Raw genomic sequence first — 18718 nt, 5'->3', positions numbered from 1 at the left:
GGCGGCGATCGGCGCGGCGGCGGCAGCGACGAGGCGGGTGGCGTAGGGGATGCCGAGGACGGTTGCGGCGGCGGCGACGGGCAGGCGCCCGCCGGCGGGCCAGGCGAGGGCGATGAGCATGATGCCGAGAACGGCGGGCAGCAGGATGGCGACGTCGGCGGCGCGTTCGACGAGGAGGCCCAGGCGCGGGCGCAGGGCGGCGACGATGCCGATCGCGGTGGCGGCCGTGGTGACCACGAGCGCGACGGCCAGGGCGGTGGCGATCAGCGGCGCGCCGCCGTACAGGAGCCGGCTGAGGACGTCGCGGCCGAGCTGGTCGCTGCCGAGCACGGCCGCCTGGTCGGGAGCGCCGTACGGGGCGGTGACCGGCTGGTCGATCGGGTGGGGAGCGACCAACGGGCCCGTGAGCGCGAGCAGGACGAGTACGAGTGCGGGCAGGACACGCACCAGGGCGCGGCGGCGCCGTGGGGACGAGAGGGCGTCGGTGGCGGTCATGGGCGTTCTCCCAGGACGCGTTCGCGGATCAGGTCGGCGCACAGGAGCAGGGTGCTGATGGCGGCTCCGGTGGCGGCGACGACTCCGGCGACGAGCGGGGTGTCGCGGTCGGCGATGGCTCCGGCGAGGACGTTGCCGATGCCGGGGTAGTTGAAGAGGGTCTCGACGACGACGGCGCCGCCGAGGAGCATGCCCGCGCTGGTGGCGGTGGCGATGGCGACGGCCGGGAGCGCGCCGGGGAGCATGTGGTGGGTCAGGATCCGGTACCGGGGCAGGCCGTCCAGGACGGCGGCCCGCACGTGGGGGAGGGCGGCCTGGTCGGCGAGGGCCGCGCGCGCGATGCGGGTGTTCCAGCCGATCTGGGGCAGGGCGAGGGCGAGGGCGGGCAGCGCGAGCATGTCCCAGGAGGCGGGTGCGCCGTCGGCGCCGGTCAGGGTGACCGCGGGCAGCCAGCCGGTCCACAGCGAGAAGACCAGCAACAGGCCGATGGAGAGCACGAATTCGGGCAGCGCGAAAGCGGCGGTGGCGAGCACCGCGATGGTCCGGTCGAGCCGGCCGCCGGGGCGCAGCGCGGCCCAGCCGCCGAGGGCGAGGGCGCCGAGGAGGCTGGCGGCGAGGGCGAGTCCGCCGAGCAGCAAGGTGTTGGGCAGGGGGCCGGCGAGGACGGAGGTGACGGGCTGTCCGTGGGCGGTGGTGCCGAGGTCGCCGGTGGGCAGGCCGGTCATCCAGTCCCAGAACCGCTCGGCGAGCGGCCGGTCGAGGCCGAGGGCGGCGCGGCGGGCGGCCGTGTCGGTGGTGGTCTCGCCGCGTTCGGAGGTGGCGTTGGCGGCGTCGCCGGGCAGCAGGGCGACGGCGGCGAAGGCGGCGGCGAGCAGGGTGACGAGCAGGCCCAGCCGCCGGACGGCGAGCACGCCGGCCCGGCCGAGTGCGGGGAGAAGCCGATGCAGACGGCCGGCCGGGGGAGCGGTGGCACCTCCGGCCGGCGTGGGGGTGGGTGTCACCGTGCCAGCCAGGCCTTTTCGAGCTGGACACGGCCGTAGCCGGGGAGCTTGGGTAGCCCGCGCACGGCGGAGCCGGCGAGGTCGATGCCGTCGGCCATGCCCCAGAGCAGGTAGCCGGACTTGGCGTACTCGATCTCCTGGAGCTGGTGCAGCAGCTTGGCGCGCTCGGTGGTGTCGGAGGTGGCCATGGCCTTGCGGTAGGTCTCGTCGAAGGCGGGTTCGTTCCACCCGGTCTCGTTCATACCGGAGTCGGAGACCATGGTCTTGGAGGAGAGGAAGACGACCGAGTCGTTGGTGCCCCAGTAGCTGGTGTAGAGCGGGGCCTTGAGCCAGGTGGCGTCCCAGAACACCTTGGATTCCTGCTTGACCACGTTGATCTTCACGCCGGCCTCGCGGGCTTGGGTGGCGAAGAGCGTCGCGGACTCGGCGAGTCCGGCGATGTCCTCGGTGGTGATCAGGTCGTAGGTCTTGCCGGTGTCGAACCCGGCGTCGGCGAGCAGTTGCCTGGCCTTGTCGAGGTCGCGCTTACGCTGCGGGATGTCCCTGGCGAAGGCGGGGTCGCCGGTGCCGAGGATGTCGTTGGCGACGCTGCCGTAGCCGGAGAGGACCTGCTTGACCATGGCGTCGCGGTCGACGGCGAGCTTGAGCGCCTCGCGCACCCGGGCGTCGGCGAACGGGCCGTCGGCGGTGCGCATGACGATGGGCATCGCCATGTCGTTGGGGCGGCGCAGGATCTGGACGTCCTTGCGGGCCTCGGCGGTGCGGGCGGCGACGGCGCCGACGTTGGAGGCGAGGTCGATCTGCCCGGCGAGCAGGGCGTTGGCCATCGCCTGGGGGCTCTCGAAGATGCGCACCTCGATGGCGTCCAGCGGCGGCTTGCCGCCGTACCAGTCGTCGTTGCGCACCAGGCGGGCGTTGCCGTCGCGGTACCAGTCGAGCTTGAAGGGGCCGGTGCCGGGGGCACCGGCGATCGCGTCGTCCTTGGTGTCCTTCTTGAGGACGAAGGTGGTGAGGCGTGTGAGCAGCGGCAGTTCGGCGTTGGGGTAGTCGGAGACGAGGACGACGGTCTTCGCGTCCTCGGCCTTGATGCCCTCGGGCTGGATGCCGGGCAGGCGGCTCTTGCCGGCCGGGGTGTTGCGCAGGCGCTTCAGTGACCAGACCACGTCGTCGGCGGTGACGGGGGTGTCGTCGTGGAACTTCGCGCCGTCGGCGAGGGTGAAGCGCCAGGTCTTCAGGTCGTCGGAGGGCTTCCAGGAAGCGGCCAGGCGAGGGGCGGTGTTGGTCTTGTCCCCGGGTATCGCGAGCGTGTCGTAGAGCAGGCTGATGATCAGGTAGTCGCTCTCGTTCGCCTGGGTGCCGTGCGGGTCACGGGTGATCGCGGAGGCCCTGCCGAGCGCGCCGACCTTCAACGTACCGCCGGTGCGGGGCTGTTCACCGGCCGCGCCGGTCGGCGCGGCGTTCCTGGGCTCGCCCGTGCCGCTGCTGCAGGCAGCGAGCGCGCCGGCCGCCCCGATGCCGGCACCGGCCCACAGCAGCTGTCGTCTGGTGACGCCCACGTTCGGTCCTCGATTCAGATTGAGCTCGATCTGCTTAGGGTTACCTATCCTAAGTTTGAGGGTCTTTGCAAGCCGTGCGGCAGGGCGCACTCGTCGGCCGACCGAGACCGGACGGTCGTCAATTCCGCTTCCGGCCAGGGTGGTTGTGGTCGTGCGCCGGGTGTGCGAACGAACGGGACTGCGACTACGTGCATGTAGACAATCGGCAAAGTAAGGCTTGCCTTACCTCGGAGTCGTTGTTACGTTCCTCGGTGTCCGGCAGCCCGAGCCGCGCCGGACCGACAACTTTCGCGTTTCCGTCTCCCCCTCAGCCGGTGCGGCGATGCCGCATGCCCGCGCTCCCCCTGCCCGACACGGAAGGTCCCACCGTGCCCACCTGCCCTGCTCCGGTACGCCGCCTCGACGCCGACGCCGCTGCGGAACTCACCGCCACCGCAGCCAAGTTGCTGGCCTTCCACGGCTCCGCCACCAGCCCCGACCTGCTGGCCGACCTTCCCGTGATGTGTGCCCAGCTCAGCGAACGGCTTCGTCACCAACTGCGTCCGGTCGACACCGCCGACGGCCTGTTCGTGCTCCGCGGCCTCGACGTCGACGACGTGCGTCTGGGGCCGACCCCGGGACACTGGTCGACCGTCGGCGACGCGGGCGAGCTTTGGGACGTGGTGCTGCTGCTGGTCTCCGCGCTGATGGGCACCCCGATCGCCTGGGACGGACAGCAGGACGGCCGGTTCGTCCACAACATCGTCCCCTCGCCCGGCCACGAGAGCGAGCAGACCGGCGCCTCCAGCTCCGTCCTGCTCACCCCGCACACCGAGGACGCCTTCCACCCCGGCCGCGCCCACCTGCTCCTGCTGTGCTGCATGCGCAACCACGACCGCATCGCCACCACGGCGGCCAGCGTGCGCCTGACGGCCCTGTCCGAGGCGGACGCCGAGCGGCTCAAGCGGCCCGTCGCGCCGATCCTGCCCGACGACGCCTACGAGGAGGCCCAGCGGTTCGCCGGCCGGCCCGCGCCGGTGCCCACCCTGTTCGACTCGCCCGACGGCCTGACCATGCGCTACGACCCCGCCTACACGCCCCTGGACGAGGCCGACGAGCAGTGGCGCGAGGCGTACGGGCGCCTCGGCGAAGAACTGGCCCGCGTCTCGGTGGCCGTGGCCCTGGAGCCGGGCGACATCCTGGTCGTCGACAACGACCTCGTCGTCCACGGCCGCGTCCCGTTCCGGGCCCGTTACGACGGCGCCGACCGCTGGCTCAAGCGTGCCTCCGCCCGCGTCGAGGGACGCCCCACCCGGCCGAGCGCCGAACGGGACGAGCACGGCTACGGCCAGGCCGCCCTCACCGCCTGGCCCGCCTGAACCCGCACCAGCCGCACCTCACCTCCCCGAAGGGCACCCCACATGCACCGGGACGACACCACCCTGCGCGTGCTGTCCACCAGCGACCTCGCCGGCCTGGACATCACCCTCGCCGACGTCGTCGACACCGTCGAACAGGCGTACCGCACCCTGGCCGCCGGCCAGTCCGACAACCCGCGCAAACTCACCGTCAAGCCCGCCGACGGCCACTCCGTCTCCTACGCCATGCTCGGCCGCGACGGGGTCCGCAATGTCGTCGCGATCAAGACCTCCTACAAGCACGGCCTGCACGAAAGCCGCGACAACCAGCACTACTACACGATGCTGACCATCTACGACGACGTCACCGGCCTGCCCGTGGCGATGATGGACTGCTCCCGGATCGGCTCCCTGCGCACCCCGGCCGTCTCCGCCCTGCTGGCCCGCGAGTGCGCCACGCCCGACGCCCGCACCGCCCTGGTGATCGGCACCGGCACCCAGGGCCGCCTCGCGCTGCCGTTCCTGCTCACCACCCTGCCCCAGCTGGACCGCCTGCTGCTGTCCGGCACCCACCCCGACGGCATCGCCGCCGTCCGCACCGAACTCGCCCGCCACTTCCCCGACCGCGAGATCGAGCTCGTCGACGACCTCAAGAAGGCCGCCCGCGAAGCCGACGTGATCGTCGCCACCGCCGGCGGCCACACCCCCGCCGCCGTCGAAGCCGACTGGCTCAAGCCCGGCGCGGTCTCCATCTTGGTCGGCCACGGCCTCGCGCCCTCCACACTGCACCGCGCGGACCGGGTGATAGCCACCAGCGAGGCCCAGATGCGCGTCACCGGCACCGACATGGCCGACACCGACGGCAACCTTCCCGCGGTGGACCTGGAGCTGCCCGTGATCATCTCCGGCGTCTCCAAGGCCCGAACCGCCCCCGCGCAGCGGATCTTCGCCTACAACAGCGGACTCGTCGTCACTGACATCGCCCTGGGCCACCGCTTCGCCCAGCTCGCTGCCGACCAGAACCTCGGCACCGAGGTGGCCCTGTGGCGCTGACCCTGGCCGCCCACCCCGACCCGCTCGCCGAGCGCGTCCACGCCAGCGGCCTGCTGCCCGAACTCGCGCACGGCCTCGGTGGCCCCTTCCACTACCTGTTGCCCGAGCGCTTCGACGCCAACCTCGTCGCCTTCCGCGGCGCCCTCGCCGACGCCGGCGTCGAAGGCCGCGTCTACTACGCCAAGAAGGCCAACAAAGCTGCCGTGTTCATCGACCGCTGCGCGGCTGGGGGTGCCGGCGTCGACGTCGCCTCCCTCGGTGAACTGCGCGAGGCGCTCGGCCACGGCGTACGCGGTGAGGACCTGGTCGTCACCGGCCCGGCCAAGTCCGAGCAACTGCTGCGCGTCGCTTTCCAGCAAGGCGCGCTGATTGCCGTCGACGAACTCGACGAACTCGACCGCCTGCTCGCCATCGCCGGTCCCCGCCCGGTCCGCGTACTTCTGCGCCTGTACCCGCCGGCTCAGCCGCGCAGTCGCTTCGGCCTCGACGACGAGCAACTGCACGAGGCGCTGCGCCGCTGCGCCGCCGCAGGGGACCGGGTCCGGATGGAGGGCTTCAGCTTCCACCTGTCCGGCTACGAAGTGGGCCCGCGCGCCGACCTTGCCGGCGAGCTGGTCGAACTCTGCCTCAAGGCACGGGTGTTGGGCCTTCAGGCCGACCGGATCAGTATCGGCGGCGGCTTCCCCGTCGACTACGTTCCCGCCGACGCCTGGAACACCTTCCTGGCCGACCAGGGCCCCGCGCACTACCACGGCGAAAAGGCCTTCACAGCAAGCGACTTCTACCCCTACCACTCGCCGGTCGCCGGAGCCGACGCGCTGCGCGCCATCCTGGCCGCCAGCCCCGGCGGCCAAGGGGCGAACCTGGCGACGCGATTGCGCGAGGCCGGGGTGATGCTCCTGCTGGAGCCCGGCCGTGCGCTGCTGGACGGCGCCGGCTCCTCCGTCTTCCGCGTCCAGGGCGTCAAGGACCGCCCCGGCTACGGCATCGTCACCGTGGACGGCACCAGCCTCAGCCTGTCCGAGCAGTGGTTCAACAGCGAATACCTGCCCGAACCGGTGCTGCTGACCGAGCACGGTGGTGACGCCGGAGCGCCCTACCTGGCCTGCGTGGGCGGCGCCAGCTGCCTCGACTCCGACCTCCTGACGTGGCGCAAAGTCGCCTTCCCCACCCGGCTGCAGGTCGGCGACCTGCTCGTCTACCCCAACACCGCCGGCTACCAGATGGACTCCAACGAGTCGCCCTTCCACGAACTCCCGCTGCCGCCCAAGGTCGTCATCGACCGACTCGACGGCGCCGGCCGGCCCCGCTGGCGCCTCGACCGCTGACCCCCGCTCACCCCGTCCCCACGGAGCCCCACATCATGACCGATGTCCTGAACCGTCCCCCGGTGGTCACCCGAATATCCGACCTCATCGGCTGCACCCCGCTGTTCGAACTCGCCCGCGCCGACAACGGCGCCCGCCTGCTGCTCAAACTGGAGATGTTCAACCCCACCGGCAGCGCCAAGATCCGCATGGCCCGCCAGATGGTCCTCGACGCCGAGGGACGCGGCGAGCTGCGCGAGGGCGGCCACATCATCGAGTCCACCTCCGGTAACACCGGCCTCGGCCTCGCCGTCGTCGCAGCCGAAAGCGGCTACCGCTTCACCGCCGTCGTCGACCACCATGCCGCCGTGGACAAACTTCGCGGCATGAAGGCCATGGGCACCGAGCTCGTCTACGTGGACGAGGACGGCGGCGGCGAGGAACTGCACACCGCCGCCCGTGAGGAACTCGCCGAGGAGATGGCGCGCGGCAGGGACAACACCTTCTTCACCGAGCAGCACAACAACCCCAGCAACGCCGTGGGTTACTACGCGGTCGGCCGCGAGATCGCCCAGGCCCTCGACAACCGGGTCGACGTGCTGATCGGCGCCGTCGGCACCGGCGGTGGACTGTGCGGCACCGCCCGCGAGTTGAAGAAGACCGTGCCGGACCTGACCGTCGTCGGTGTCGAACCCAAGGGTTCGATCGCCTTCGGCCCGCCCGCCCACGACTACTACCAGTCCGGCACCGGCACCCCCGAGGGCGCCACCATCGGCCTGCTCGTCGACTACGACCTCATCGACGAAGGCGTCAAGGTCGGCGACATCGAGGCCTTCGCCACCGCCCGCGCCGTCGCCCGCCGTACCGGCCTGCTCATCGGCGGCTCCGCCGGCGGCGTCGTCCACGAGGCCCTGACCCGCCTCAACCAGCTCCCTCCCGACGCCGTCATGGTCGCCTTCATCAACGACGGCGGCGAGAAGTACATGGACACCGTCTTCAACGACGACTGGATGAACGCCCGCAACCTCCTCGACCCGGCAGCGGAGGCCGGGATCGACGAGACGCTCACCAAACTCCGCAGGAACTGAATACTCACCATGCAGCAACTAGCCGCCCTCGCCCGCGACAGCCGGGCCCTCGCCGCCCGCGCCGTCCCGCTCGCCCTCACCCAGCTCGCCCAGGTCGCCCTCACCACCACCGACACCATCATGATGGGCGCCCTCGGCACCGAGGCCCTGGCGGCCGGCGGCCTCGCCCTGGTCATCTTCAACCAGCTGCGCACCATGGGCGTCGGCCTCGTCACCTCCGTCGGCAACCAGGTCGCGGCCGCCGCCGCCCGCGCCGAGCGGGCCGAGGAGACGGACGGCACCGCGGAACGCACGGACGGTGCCGAGGTGCGCGGCCTGGTCCGGGCGGCGATGGCCGTCGCCACGCTCGCCGGGATCGCCGGCGCCGTCCTGATGGTCCTCATCGGCCAGGCCGCCACCTGGCTCGGCCAGGACGCGGCCGTGGCCCACCACGCCCAGGGCATGCTCGCCGCGCTCTCGCCCGGCCTGCTGCCCTGCCTCTGGTTCCAGGCGATCCGCCAGTTCACCGTCGGCATGCGCCGCCCCCAGGCGCTGCTGCAGATCACCATCGCCTCCGTCGCCGTCAACGCCGCGCTCAACTGGGCCTTCATCCACGGCACCTGGGGTTTCCCCGAACTCGGCCTCACCGGCATCGGCGTCGCCACCAGCAGCGTCTACCTGCTCTCCTTCCTCGCCCTCTACGCCTCCGCCCGCCGCGACGCACAGCTCGCACCGCTGCTGAGCCTGGACTTCTGGCACGCCGACGCACCCACCGTGCGCCGACTGCTCGGTCTCGGCACCCCGATCGCCGCCACCTACGGCTCCGAGGCCGGCTTCTTCTCCGTCACCGCCCTGCTCGCCGGCAGCTTCGGCGCCGCCGCACTCGCCGCCCACACCGCCGTCAACCAACTCATCTACATCGTCTTCCAGGTCGCCGTCGGACTCTCCCACGCCGCCTCGATCAACGTCAGCCGTGAACTCACCCTCGGCGAGTACACCGCCGCCCGCCGGATCAAGAACACCGCGCTCGCCTGCGGCGCCGCCGTTACCACACTCGTCGCCGTGCTCTACCTCACCGTGCCCGAGCTGGTGCTCCGCCCGTACTTCGACCCCTCCTCGGCCGGCGACCGGCAGGGCCTCGACGTCGCCACCGGCCTGCTAGCCGTCGTCGCCGTCCTCCAGTTCTTCGACTGCGCGCAGAACATCGGCGTCGGCCTGCTGCGAGGGCTCGACGACACCAAGAGTGGCTTCCGCATCACACTCGTCGGCTACTGGCTGGTCGGCCTGCCCGCCGCCTGGCTGTTCGCCTACCCTCTCGGCGGCGAGACCCGCGGTCTCTGGCTGGGCCTGCTCATCGGCCTCGCCACCACAGCCGTCCTCCTGCTGCGCCGCTACAGCCTCGCCCTCACCGCGCGGGCTGCCGCCGCCCCGTCAACCGCACCGGTCGGCGCCTGAACCGCTCCACCGTCAAACGCCCCACCAAGCACCAAAGGGGTCTCCCCATGCCCGTTCCCGAACACCGAGCACAGCCCTCGCCCGCCGAACTGTGCCGCTCCATCCTGGCCACCGCCACCACCGCGGCGGTCACCACCGACGGCCGCCGCCCGTACGAGGCCCACCTGGCCTCGGTCGGCGGCGGCGGACACCTCGTCCTCGCCGTCCCGCCCGACGACGCCCTCGCACACGAAGTCACCGGCGCCCCGCGCGGACAGCTCGCCGCCACCGTCGACATCACCGACATCGCCGCCATCGCGGTGCGCGAGCGCGTCAGGGCCCGGCTCAGCCTCGGCGGCTGGCTCAGCCCCGTGACCGAGCCCGACGGCCGCGGCCCCGTCCTCCTGGGCTTCGACCCCGCCATGGTCGCGCTCCAGCACGGCGACCGCACCCACCCGGTCGGCCTGGACCAACTCGTCCTCGCCGAAGCCGACCCGCTGGCCACCAACGAGGCCGAACTCATCACCCACCTCGCCGACCACCACCCCGACCTCGTCGACGCCCTCACCCGCCGGCTCGGCGCCCGCGACCTGCTCGGCGTCGTCCGCGTGCAACCCCTGAGCCTGGACCGCCACGGCATCGTGCTGCGACTGGAACGCGCCCGGAGCCACCACGACGTGCGGCTCGCCTTCCACACCCCGCTCGACAACCCGGATCACGCCGGGCAACGGCTCCACGAACTGCTCGCCGAGGCGCACACCTGCCGCCGCCTCGCCGCCGAACACCAGCGACTGCGGTTCGGGTCGTAGGCCTGAACCCACCCTCGACAGGACGCACCCCCGTAGGCCTGTCATCCAGCTCGACGTCCCGCGCCGCCGGTCTCCCCAGTCGACCGGGACACCATTTCGATCCACCACCTGAGGTTCCCCATGTCCACTGCAACCCTGGCCGCGACCACGGTCCCCTACGCCATGCCCCAGCTCTGGCGCGTCCTCACCAAGGCCGGCTACTTCCTCGGCCTCAGCGGAGCCATCGGCGCCACCTTCACCTACGCCACCACCGTGCGCCCCGCACTGCGCACGACAGACAGCGGAACCGAGAACGGTGCGGTCCTGCGCGGACGGAGCGCTACCTTCCTGGCCTGGGCCGGCGTCGTCCTGCTGGTCACCGGCTACCTCCAGCTCGCCGCCCGCGTCGCGCGTGCCGGCAAGGGCATGCCCTTCTCCGACGCCCTCGCCCCCGCCCAGCTCTGGGACTTCCTGCAGGCACCCGCCGCCAAGGGCGCCTGGATCGCCCAGGGCACCGTCTACCTCGCCCAGAACATCGTCCTGGTCATGACGGCGGCCCTGCTGATGGCGCTGTTCACCCCGGCCGCCCGCCGCCACGCCGACCGTCTGGCACTCACCGCCGTACCGCTCTCGCTCGCCGTGACCCTGATCGGAGCCGTCCCCACCACCGCCCCCACCGACCTCGACCGCTGGCTCGACATCACCTTCGACCAACTCCACGTCATCTCCGGCACCGTCTGGTTCGGCGGCCTCGCCCTCCTGGTCGCCCTCGCCGGCACCCGCAGCCGCCTCGGCACCGACGCCGGGCTGCTGTGGGCCGACCAGTGGCGCCGCTTCGGCTTCCTCGCCATGCTCTGCGTCGCCGTCGTCACCATCTCCAGCCTCTGGCTCAGCTGGAAGCACGTCGGCGCGATCTCCCAGCTCTGGACCACCGGTTACGGCCTCGCCCTGCTCATCAAGATCCTCCTGGTGGCCGGCCTCGTCACCGCGGGCGCCTTCAACCAGTTCTGGCTGATGCCTCGCATCGTCCGCGCCCGCCGCGCCGACGACACCACCTCCCTGCTTCGCCTGACGCTGCGCCACTTCCCGAAGGTGGTCTGGGGCGAGGTCGCCCTGGCCGTCGCCGTCCTGGTGGTGATGCCGTTCATCTCCGGCTCGGCCCGCGCCGAGGCCGGCAGCCCGAAGGCCGTTTCCTCCGGCACCGTCTTCGCCGCCGGCGCCGCCCTCACCCTTGCCCTGGCGGTCTCCCTCTTCGCCACCGCGAGGGCCTCGGACGCCCTCGCCCGCCGTCAGGGCGGCACCGCTGCAGCCTGAGGGGAGCACCTGCCCCGGGTCTCGGAAGCCGAGCCCGGGGCGTTGCTGTCCGGCCTGCCGTGCCCGGGCTCCGTGGGCTCAGCTCCGGCCCACGCGTTCCAGGTGCCGTACCAGAGCGGCCGCGAACGCGTCGGGGTGGCTGAGCTGAGGTGCGTGACCTGCTCCGGCGAGAGCCTCGACGGTCGCGGCCGGCAAGCGGTCTGCGAGCAGTTGTGTACTGCGAAGTACGGTCGCGGGCCCGATGGTGCCCACGGTCATGGTGATCGGGACGCGATCCGTGGCCAGCGCCTCAAGATCGAGCGCGTAGTGGTCGGGGTCGCGGAATTGGTCGAGGAATGTGTGAGCGTTGCCGGCGAGCATCGCGCGCTGCGGCTGCGGGAACAGCTCCCGCCACTGGGGGCCGAAGGCGACCTTTTCGGCGAAGAGAGCCACCGCCTCGTCGCGGCGGCCCGCCTCGATGTGGGCGGCGACCGTGGTGACGTGGGCGCGGGCTTCGGCGCGCAGCTGCTCGCCTTGCGGGTCGCCGGCCAGCAGGGAGAAGGCCGGCGGCTCATGCACCAGGAGGCTGTGGACCAGTTCCGGGTGGCGGGCGGCGGCCATGAGGGCGACCAGTGCGCCGTAGGAGTGCCCGACCACGTGGGCGGCGCCGCCTGCGAGTTCGGTGATCACCGAGACGAGGTCGCCGACGTGGTCGTAGAGGTTGGCCCGGCCCGCGGGGGCGCTGCTGCGGCTGTGGCCGCGCCGGTCGTAGCGGATGGCGGTGATGTTGCTGGGGAGGAGGGAGACGACCTGGTCCCAGCTGGTGTGGTCGTCGAAGGAGCCGTGGACGAAGATCACGGTCGTGGTGGCCTGGTCGGCGCGCCAGTTCAGTTCGGCGCCACCGGTCCTGAGACTGCCCGTGCGGATGGTGCCTGCGGTGATCCGGCCCGTGGCCGGAGTTGCGAGAGCCATGGACCGAAGGCAATCATGGATGCCGACTGACGGTCAATCATTGACCGTCTGGATGGGGAGATGTGATGCTCAGGGTGAGTTCGAGTTCGCGAGTGGAGCAGATCGCCGAGGTCATGCTGGAGGAAATCGCCGGCGGGCGCTGGCGGGTCGGTGACCGCATCCCGCCGGAGCCGAAGCTGTTGGAGATGCTCGGCGTGGCCAGGAACACGATGCGCGAGGCCGTGCGTGCGCTCGCCCACGCCGGGGTGCTGGAGATCCGCCACGGGGACGGCGTCTACGTGCGCGCACGCAATGACACCGAGGGGATCCTGCGGCGACGCTTCGCCCCGGCCGACCTGCGCGACATCCTCCTGGCCCGGCGGGCGCTGGAAGTGGAGGCCGCGAGGGCGGCCGCCGAGCGACGCACGCCCGAGGACCTCGCAAGACTGGCCGCCATCGGGCACGAGCACTGCTACGGCGTGGCGGATGCGGTCGACCAGGTCGAGGCCGGGGTCGCCTTCCACCGTGCGGTGGTGGAAGCCTCACACAACGTCGTGCTGATCGAGCTGTACCACGGCTTGGCGGGGGCGGTCGCCGAGAGCCTCCGGGGCTCGCGGACGACCCCCGGCTCGCCCGCCGCGCCCCTGGACATCCACCGCGAGTTGTACGAGGCGATCAAGGCCGGGGACTCCGCCAGGGCGTCCGCCGAGGCGGCCCGGCACCTTGACGCGCTGATCGCCACGCTTCCTCAGACCTGACCATCGGGTACCGACCTTCTCGCCGGGAGTCCTGTGCGCACCGGCCACGCCGTCGGCGAGCCTGCCGATGGCCCGGTGCACGGACGCTCAGTGTTGTCCTGGACGTGTCGCAGAGTGTGCTGTTCGGCAACGGTGTCTTGGGCAGGTCGGGTTGGGCAGCGAGATCGACACCCCCGGCGCGACCACCTTCAGAACCTGCCTACCCGTACTGGCTGATCAAGCCGGCAGGGACGCCACCTGAGGGATACCGACGGCTTGGCCGAAGCTCGCCGGGCACACCGGTCGGGCGATGGGATCTTGGCGTCTCCGCTAGCGGACTGCTGTCGGTGATGACGCTGAGCATCGCGACCGGGGCCGACAATCTGGCGTCTGTCCTCCGGTGTTCCGCACTGTCGGTGCCGGCCCCGCCCTGGTCGCGTCGCTGTCTTCGCCGCCGGAGTCGCCCTGTGGTGCCTGCTGGCCGGGCTGCAGCCGTGGCCATCACACGGCGCGCCACGTTTCGCCCGGGATCGTTCGGAGGCCGTGGTCGCGCAGTGGGCCGACCTGCCAGCCGTTGGCGGCGCAGTGGTCGAGGAGGGAGGGCAGGGCGCCGAGGGTGGACTGCCAGGCGGCGGGGGCGGAGGTGCAGTCGGAGTCGTGCAGGAGGATCGTGCCGCCACCGTGCAGGTCGGCGGTGACCGTGCGGTGGACCGAGTCGGGGGTGGCGCGGCTCGTCCAGTCCTCGCCCCAGGTGGTCCACAGCACGGGGGTGAGCCCGAGTCGGCGTGCGGACAGGTGGGCGGCGGTGGTCATGATGCCGTACGGGGGCCGGAACCAGTGGGGTGCCCGGCCGGTCAGGTCGGCGATGGTGTCGCGGGCGCGGCGCAGGTCCTGGTATGTGGCGTGGGGTCCGCGCAGCAGCAGCGGGCGGTGGGCCCAGCCGTGCACGGCGATCTCGTGGCCGGCGTCGGCGATCTCCTGCACTAGTACTCCAGCAGGACTTCGACGTTTTGCCTGTTCAGAGGGCTGCGCGGTGGAGTGTAGTGGGCTGGTGCTCTATCAGGGGCGGTCTTCACTGGGCCGCCCCTCGATCGTGTGCAGCCGGCGTTGGTAGTGGCAGCGGCGGGCGACGGCCTGGCGTTCGCGTCGCCAGGTGGACCAGTTCAAGGCATGAGCGCGGGGCGAGCACCGTGGTGGACGCGGGAAGTGGGGGCGGCCAGCTGCCAGGAGCCGCCGGATCTCTGCCACGGTGAGGTCGACCAGGGTGCGGGAACCGTTTCTGCAGCCCCCTTTGATGCCGCGGCTGCCGCCCTGCGACCCCTTGGAGACCAGGGCCTCGACCCCGCCGTCCCGCCACCTGGCATACCAGGCATAGGCAGACTTCCTTGACACCCGCAGACACCGCGCGACCTCCGGCGGCCGCACCCCCTGCTCGAACAACTCCGCGGCCTCGAAACGCACCCGCTCCCGCTTCGCCCGCCCCGCAGCGGTCAATCCGCCGCCATCCGCGTACCTCATACCCATGGAGTAGCGAAAGGATCACCACTTGTCACCCCCTCAAGACAACCTCAGTTGCGGCAGCACTGCCACGTCTGTGGAAGCGGATGCGAGGCTGCGGGGGTCGATCTGGTTGACCAGGTGGCCGAGCATCCGATCCTGAGCGTTCCGTGCTTATCGCCCCGGTTCGGTGCGCCGGCCGATCCTGCTGCCGAGCCAGACCAGCGGGTCGTACTTGCGGTCCACGACCCGTTCCTTGAGCGGGATCAGCGCGTTGTCCGTGATCTTGATGCTCTCGGGGCAGACCTCGGTGCAGCACTTGGTGATGTTGCAGTAGCCCAGCCCGTGCACCTCCTGCGCGTCGGTCTGCCGGTCCACCGTGTCCAGCGGATGCATGTCCAGCTCGGCGATCCGCATCAGATAGCGCGGCCCGGCGAAGGCACCCTTGTTCTCCTCGTGATCACGCACCACGTGGCAGGTGTTCTGGCACAGGTAGCACTCGATGCACTTGCGGAACTCCTGCGAGCGCTCGACGTCCTCCTGCCGCATCCGGTACTCGCCGGCCCGGAGGCCCGGCGGCGGCGCGAAGCTCGGAATCTCGCGCGCCTTGGCGTAGTTGAAGGACACGTCCGTCACCAGGTCCCGGATCACCGGGAAGGCCCGCAGCGGTGTGATGGTCACCGGCTGGTCCGGCGGCAGCGCGGACATCCGGGTCATGCAGAGCAGCCGCGGCCGCCCGTTGATCTCGGCGCTGCACGAGCCGCACTTGCCGGCCTTGCAGTTCCAGCGGACCGCGAGGTCCGGCGCCTGGTCGGCCTGCAGCCGGAGCACCAGATCGAGCACCACCTCGCCCTCGTGGACCTCGATCCGGTACGAGGTGAAGCCGCCGCCGGACACGTCACCCCGCCACACCCGGAACTCAGCGTGGTACGTCATTCCTGCACTCCTTCGGACAGCTCCTCGGCCGTCAGGTACCTCGCCAGCTCCTCGCGCGTGAACAGCGCCAGCAGATCGGGCCGGGCCACCCCGTTCCGCTCGCGGGCCACCTCGATCCCGTCCCCGCCGTACCGGCAGACCAGGTTGACCTTCCGCCACTCCCGGTCCATGCCGGGCCGGTCCTCGCGGGTGTGGCCGCCACGGCTCTCGGTGCGCATGAGCGCGGCGCGAGCCACGCACTCGGAGACCAGCAGCAGGTTGCGCAGGTCCAGGGCCAGGTGCCAGCCGGGGTTGAACTGCCGGTGACCCTCGACCACCGTACGGGCCGCGCGCTCCCTGAGCTCGGCCAGCTTCTCCAGTGCCTGTCGCATCTCGCCCTCGCGGCGAACGATGCCGACCAGGTCGTTCATGGTCTGTTGGAGCTCCCGGTGCAAGGCGTACGGGTTCTCCACCGGCCCGCCCGCGCCCCGCGTCGTGTCGAACGGCGCCACCGCCTCCCGCACGGCCTCCTCCAGCTGCGCCTCGTCGATCGCCGGACGGTCTGCCAGGCCGCGCGCGTACTCGGCGGCGTGCAGCCCGGCCCGGCGGCCGAAGACCAGCAGGTCGGAGAGCGAGTTGCCGCCGAGGCGGTTGGATCCGTGCATTCCGCCGGCCACCTCGCCCGCCGCATACAGGCCAGGGACGGCGCGGCTGGCCGCGGTATCCGGGTCCACCTCGACCCCGCCCATCACGTAGTGGCAGGTCGGCCCGACCTCCATCGGCTCGCGGGTGATGTCGACGTCCGCCAGCTCCCTGAACTGGTGGTACATCGAAGGCAGCTTACGGGTGATCTCCTCGGCCGACAGCCGGGTGGAGACGTCCAGGTAGACCCCGCCGTGCGGGGTGCCGCGGCCTGCCTTGACCTCGGCGTTGATCGCCCGGGACACCTCGTCGCGCGGGAGGAGGTCCGGCGGGCGGCGGTTGTGGTCGGGGTCGGCGAACCAGCGGTCCGCCTCCTGCTCGGTCTCGGCGTACTGCCCCTTGAAGACCTCCGGAACGTAGTCGAACATGAACCGGCGGCCGTCGTTGTTGCGCAGCACCCCGCCGTCTCCACGCACCGACTCGGTGACCAGGATGCCCTTGACGGACGGCGGCCAGACCATGCCGGTCGGGTGGAACTGGACGAACTCCATGTGCAGCAGGCCCGCCCCGGCCAGCAGCGCGAGCGCGTGGCCGTCACCGGTGTACTCCCAGGAGTTGGAGGTCACCTTGAACGACTTCCCGATCCCGCCGGTCGCCAGCACCACCGCCGGTGCCTCGACGACGAAGAACCGCCCGCTCTCCCGGTCGTAGCCGAAGACGCCCGCGACCCGGTCGCGGCCCTTCATGACCCGGGTCACCGTGCGCTCCTGAAGGACCTTCAGTCCTGACTCGTACCGTGTCGGATCCTCTTGGCCTGACGCCCGGTGGTCCTCCTGCTGCAGCGAGACCACCTTCTGCTGCAGCGTGCGGATCAGCTCCAGCCCCGTCCGGTCGCCGACATGGGCCAGGCGCGGGTACTCGTGGCCGCCGAAGTTGCGCTGCGACATCCGACCGTCCTCGGTCCGGTCGAAGAGCGCGCCCCAGGTCTCCAGCTCCCAGACCCGCTCCGGCGCCTCCTTGGCGTGCAGCTCGGCCATACGCCAGTTGTTGAGGAACTTCCCACCGCGCATGGTGTCGCGGAAGTGCACCTGCCAGTTGTCGTTGCTGTTGACGTTGCCCATCGCGGCGGCGATCCCGCCCTCGGCCATCACCGTGTGCGCCTTGCCGAGCAGCGATTTGCAGATCACCACCACGCGCAGCCCCTGCTCGCGCACCGCGATCGCGGCCCGCAGACCCGCTCCGCCGGCGCCCACCACGACCACGTCGCAGTCGTGCCGCTCGAGATCAGCCATGCGCATGTCCTCTCAGCTCACCAGAGGGTCGGGTCGGCGAAGGCCCCGGACGCCACCAGGTACACGTACAGGTCGGCCATGGCGACGGAGGCGAGCGAGCACCACGCGAGCTGCATGTGGCGAGCGTTCAGACGACTGGCGGTCCGCCACATCCGGTAGCGCATCGGATGCTTGGAGAAGTGCTTGAGCCGTCCGCCGAGGATGTGCCGGCAGGAGTGGCAGGACAGTGTGTACGCCCAGATCAGGGCGACGTTCGCCAGCAGTACGAAGCTGCCGAGCCCTGCGTGTCCCCAAGCCCCGGTGGCGTCGCGGAAGCCCAGGGCGACGTCGTAGGTGAGGATCGCGGCGAACGGGACGGCCACGTAGAAGAAGTACCGGTGGATGTTCTGCAGGATCAGCGGCAGCCGGGTCTCGCCGCTGTAGCGGGCGTGCGGCTCGGCCACCGCGCAGGCCGGCGGCGAGGACCAGAAGGCACGGTAGTAGGCCTTGCGGTAGTAGTAGCAGGTGACCCGGAATCCCAGTGGGAAGACCAGCACCAGCAGCGCAGGCGACAGCCTCCACCAGCTTCCGAACAGCGCCCAGTCGGCCCCGCCTCGCACACTCACGCAGTTCGCGGCCAGGCAGGGCGAGTAGAACGGGGAGACGTACGGCGCCGCGTAGTAGTGCGTCCCGTCGAAGGCTCGCCAGGTCGCGTAGCCCACGAAGGCGAGCAGGCCGACGACCGTGGCCAGTCGCGGGAGCCACCAGCGGTCGGTGCGCAGGTGCCCCTGCGGAATGCCGGCCCGGCCCGGCCCGTGGACGCCCGTGCCGGTGGGCCGATCGGTTCCGGCGCTCACATCCGGCCCTCCTCGCCGCGGCGGGCTCCTCGCCCTGGATCGCCACGAGTGTGGCGCAGGTCACCCTACGGGCAACTCCAGCGCCAGGACCGGCTCGTCACGCCCGCGTCGGGGTGATGTCCACCAGCCGGGCGAATCGCCCATGGGATTGGGCAGCCGAACCGGTGATTCCGGCTGGTACGAGACCACGGCCCGCCGCGCAGTCGCCCGCGCCGCGGGCAACGGCAGCCTCCCGGCCGCCTTCCCCGACGCCGAGCGGCTCGCGGACACAGCCGCCTGCTACCCCGATCTGCTCGATGACGACACGTTCGCCTGGCTTACCAAGGCCATCTTCGAGGAAGAGTTCCTGCGGCGTGACGCCCTGCTGCCGGTCTCCGCGGCGGGCACTTTTCCGGACTGGGCAGCGCAGGACCTCCTCGACGTCCTCCAGCCGGACACGGACGAAGAGGAACCCGAGTGCACTCACGTCGGTGACCCGGCAACGGCCGAGCAGCAGCCGGGCACGAAGGCCTGACAG

17 protein-coding genes and 1 pseudogene are annotated in these 18718 nt (G+C 71.4%); 9 read left to right on the top strand and 9 right to left on the bottom strand.

What is annotated here, in order from left to right:
• The 3 genes and pseudogenes from ABZW30_RS22425 to ABZW30_RS22415 form a co-directional block, all read right to left on the bottom strand.
• A pseudogene (locus ABZW30_RS22425) lies at positions 1 to 495 on the bottom strand (ABC transporter permease); the annotation flags it as partial.
• A complete protein-coding gene (locus ABZW30_RS22420; protein WP_355672920.1) occupies positions 492 to 1442 on the bottom strand; it encodes an ABC transporter permease in 951 nt (316 codons plus the stop codon). The pseudogene ABZW30_RS22425 and the gene ABZW30_RS22420, both read right to left, overlap by 4 nt.
• 50 nt (positions 1443 to 1492) lie before the next feature.
• The gene (locus ABZW30_RS22415) at positions 1493 to 3052 is read right to left on the bottom strand and encodes an ABC transporter substrate-binding protein (RefSeq protein WP_355672913.1); all 1560 of its coding nucleotides are present in this window, start codon (positions 3050 to 3052) and stop codon (positions 1493 to 1495) included.
• Positions 3053 to 3420: 368 nt separating this feature from the next.
• Here ABZW30_RS22415 and ABZW30_RS22410 point away from each other — a divergent pair, with 368 nt between their 5' ends.
• The 7 genes from ABZW30_RS22410 to ABZW30_RS22380 all read left to right on the top strand — a co-directional run bounded on the left by ABZW30_RS22410 (position 3421) and on the right by ABZW30_RS22380 (position 11352).
• Complete coding sequence (locus ABZW30_RS22410) at positions 3421 to 4410, top strand: TauD/TfdA family dioxygenase (protein WP_355672912.1); 990 nt, start codon at positions 3421 to 3423, stop codon at positions 4408 to 4410.
• 42 nt (positions 4411 to 4452) lie between these two features.
• Complete coding sequence (locus tag ABZW30_RS22405; protein WP_355672911.1) at positions 4453 to 5442, top strand: ornithine cyclodeaminase family protein; 990 nt, start codon at positions 4453 to 4455, stop codon at positions 5440 to 5442.
• Positions 5433 to 6770 (top strand): Y4yA family PLP-dependent enzyme, encoded by a 1338-nt coding sequence (locus ABZW30_RS22400; protein ID WP_355672910.1) that lies wholly within the window; start codon positions 5433 to 5435, stop codon positions 6768 to 6770. Before ABZW30_RS22405 ends, ABZW30_RS22400 begins: the two co-directional genes overlap by 10 nt.
• A 35-nt stretch (positions 6771 to 6805) precedes the next feature.
• The gene (locus ABZW30_RS22395; RefSeq protein ID WP_355672909.1) at positions 6806 to 7837 is read left to right on the top strand and encodes a cysteine synthase family protein; all 1032 of its coding nucleotides are present in this window, start codon (positions 6806 to 6808) and stop codon (positions 7835 to 7837) included.
• Positions 7838 to 7846: 9 nt separating this feature from the next.
• Complete coding sequence (locus ABZW30_RS22390; protein WP_355672908.1) at positions 7847 to 9271, top strand: MATE family efflux transporter; 1425 nt, start codon at positions 7847 to 7849, stop codon at positions 9269 to 9271.
• Positions 9272 to 9318: 47 nt separating this feature from the next.
• Positions 9319 to 10059, top strand: coding sequence for a DUF2470 domain-containing protein (locus tag ABZW30_RS22385; RefSeq protein ID WP_355672907.1), 741 nt, complete (start codon positions 9319 to 9321; stop codon positions 10057 to 10059).
• Between the two features lie 120 nt (positions 10060 to 10179).
• Positions 10180 to 11352, top strand: a complete 1173-nt coding sequence (locus ABZW30_RS22380) for a CopD family protein (protein WP_355672906.1) — start codon at positions 10180 to 10182, stop codon at positions 11350 to 11352.
• A gap of 78 nt (positions 11353 to 11430) precedes the next feature.
• Here the strand turns inward: ABZW30_RS22380 and ABZW30_RS22375 are convergent, their stop codons facing one another.
• On the bottom strand, positions 11431 to 12303 hold the full coding sequence (locus tag ABZW30_RS22375) for an alpha/beta fold hydrolase (protein WP_355672905.1): 873 nt from the start codon (positions 12301 to 12303) through the stop codon (positions 11431 to 11433).
• A gap of 92 nt (positions 12304 to 12395) precedes the next feature.
• Between ABZW30_RS22375 and ABZW30_RS22370 the strand changes: the two genes are divergently transcribed.
• Complete coding sequence (locus tag ABZW30_RS22370; protein WP_355672904.1) at positions 12396 to 13040, top strand: FCD domain-containing protein; 645 nt, start codon at positions 12396 to 12398, stop codon at positions 13038 to 13040.
• A 480-nt stretch (positions 13041 to 13520) separates the two neighbouring features.
• Here ABZW30_RS22370 and ABZW30_RS22365 read toward each other — a convergent pair whose 3' ends face one another.
• The 5 genes from ABZW30_RS22365 to ABZW30_RS22345 all read right to left on the bottom strand — a co-directional run bounded on the left by ABZW30_RS22365 (position 13521) and on the right by ABZW30_RS22345 (position 18201).
• Entirely contained in the window at positions 13521 to 14003 is a 483-nt protein-coding gene (locus ABZW30_RS22365) for a polysaccharide deacetylase family protein (protein WP_355672903.1), read from the bottom strand.
• Between the two features lie 75 nt (positions 14004 to 14078).
• Positions 14079 to 14537 (bottom strand): helix-turn-helix domain-containing protein, encoded by a 459-nt coding sequence (locus tag ABZW30_RS22360; protein ID WP_355672902.1) that lies wholly within the window; start codon positions 14535 to 14537, stop codon positions 14079 to 14081.
• Positions 14538 to 14690: 153 nt separating this feature from the next.
• A complete protein-coding gene (locus tag ABZW30_RS22355; protein ID WP_355672901.1) occupies positions 14691 to 15452 on the bottom strand; it encodes a succinate dehydrogenase/fumarate reductase iron-sulfur subunit in 762 nt (253 codons plus the stop codon).
• The gene (locus tag ABZW30_RS22350) at positions 15449 to 17365 is read right to left on the bottom strand and encodes a fumarate reductase/succinate dehydrogenase flavoprotein subunit (RefSeq protein ID WP_355672900.1); all 1917 of its coding nucleotides are present in this window, start codon (positions 17363 to 17365) and stop codon (positions 15449 to 15451) included. The genes ABZW30_RS22355 and ABZW30_RS22350 overlap by 4 nt, the downstream gene beginning before the upstream one ends.
• Before the next feature lie 17 nt (positions 17366 to 17382).
• Positions 17383 to 18201, bottom strand: coding sequence for a hypothetical protein (locus tag ABZW30_RS22345; RefSeq protein WP_355672899.1), 819 nt, complete (start codon positions 18199 to 18201; stop codon positions 17383 to 17385).
• A gap of 142 nt (positions 18202 to 18343) precedes the next feature.
• Here ABZW30_RS22345 and ABZW30_RS22340 point away from each other — a divergent pair, with 142 nt between their 5' ends.
• Positions 18344 to 18715, top strand: a complete 372-nt coding sequence (locus ABZW30_RS22340) for a hypothetical protein (protein WP_355672898.1) — start codon at positions 18344 to 18346, stop codon at positions 18713 to 18715.
• Positions 18716 to 18718: the final 3 nt, after the last annotated feature.

It is taken from the genome of Kitasatospora sp. NPDC004669, from assembly GCF_040609455.1.
GTDB lineage: Bacteria > Actinomycetota > Actinomycetes > Streptomycetales > Streptomycetaceae > Kitasatospora.
The sequence above is the reverse complement of the archived record's forward strand: the minus strand, read 5'-3'. Positions and strand labels throughout refer to the sequence as shown.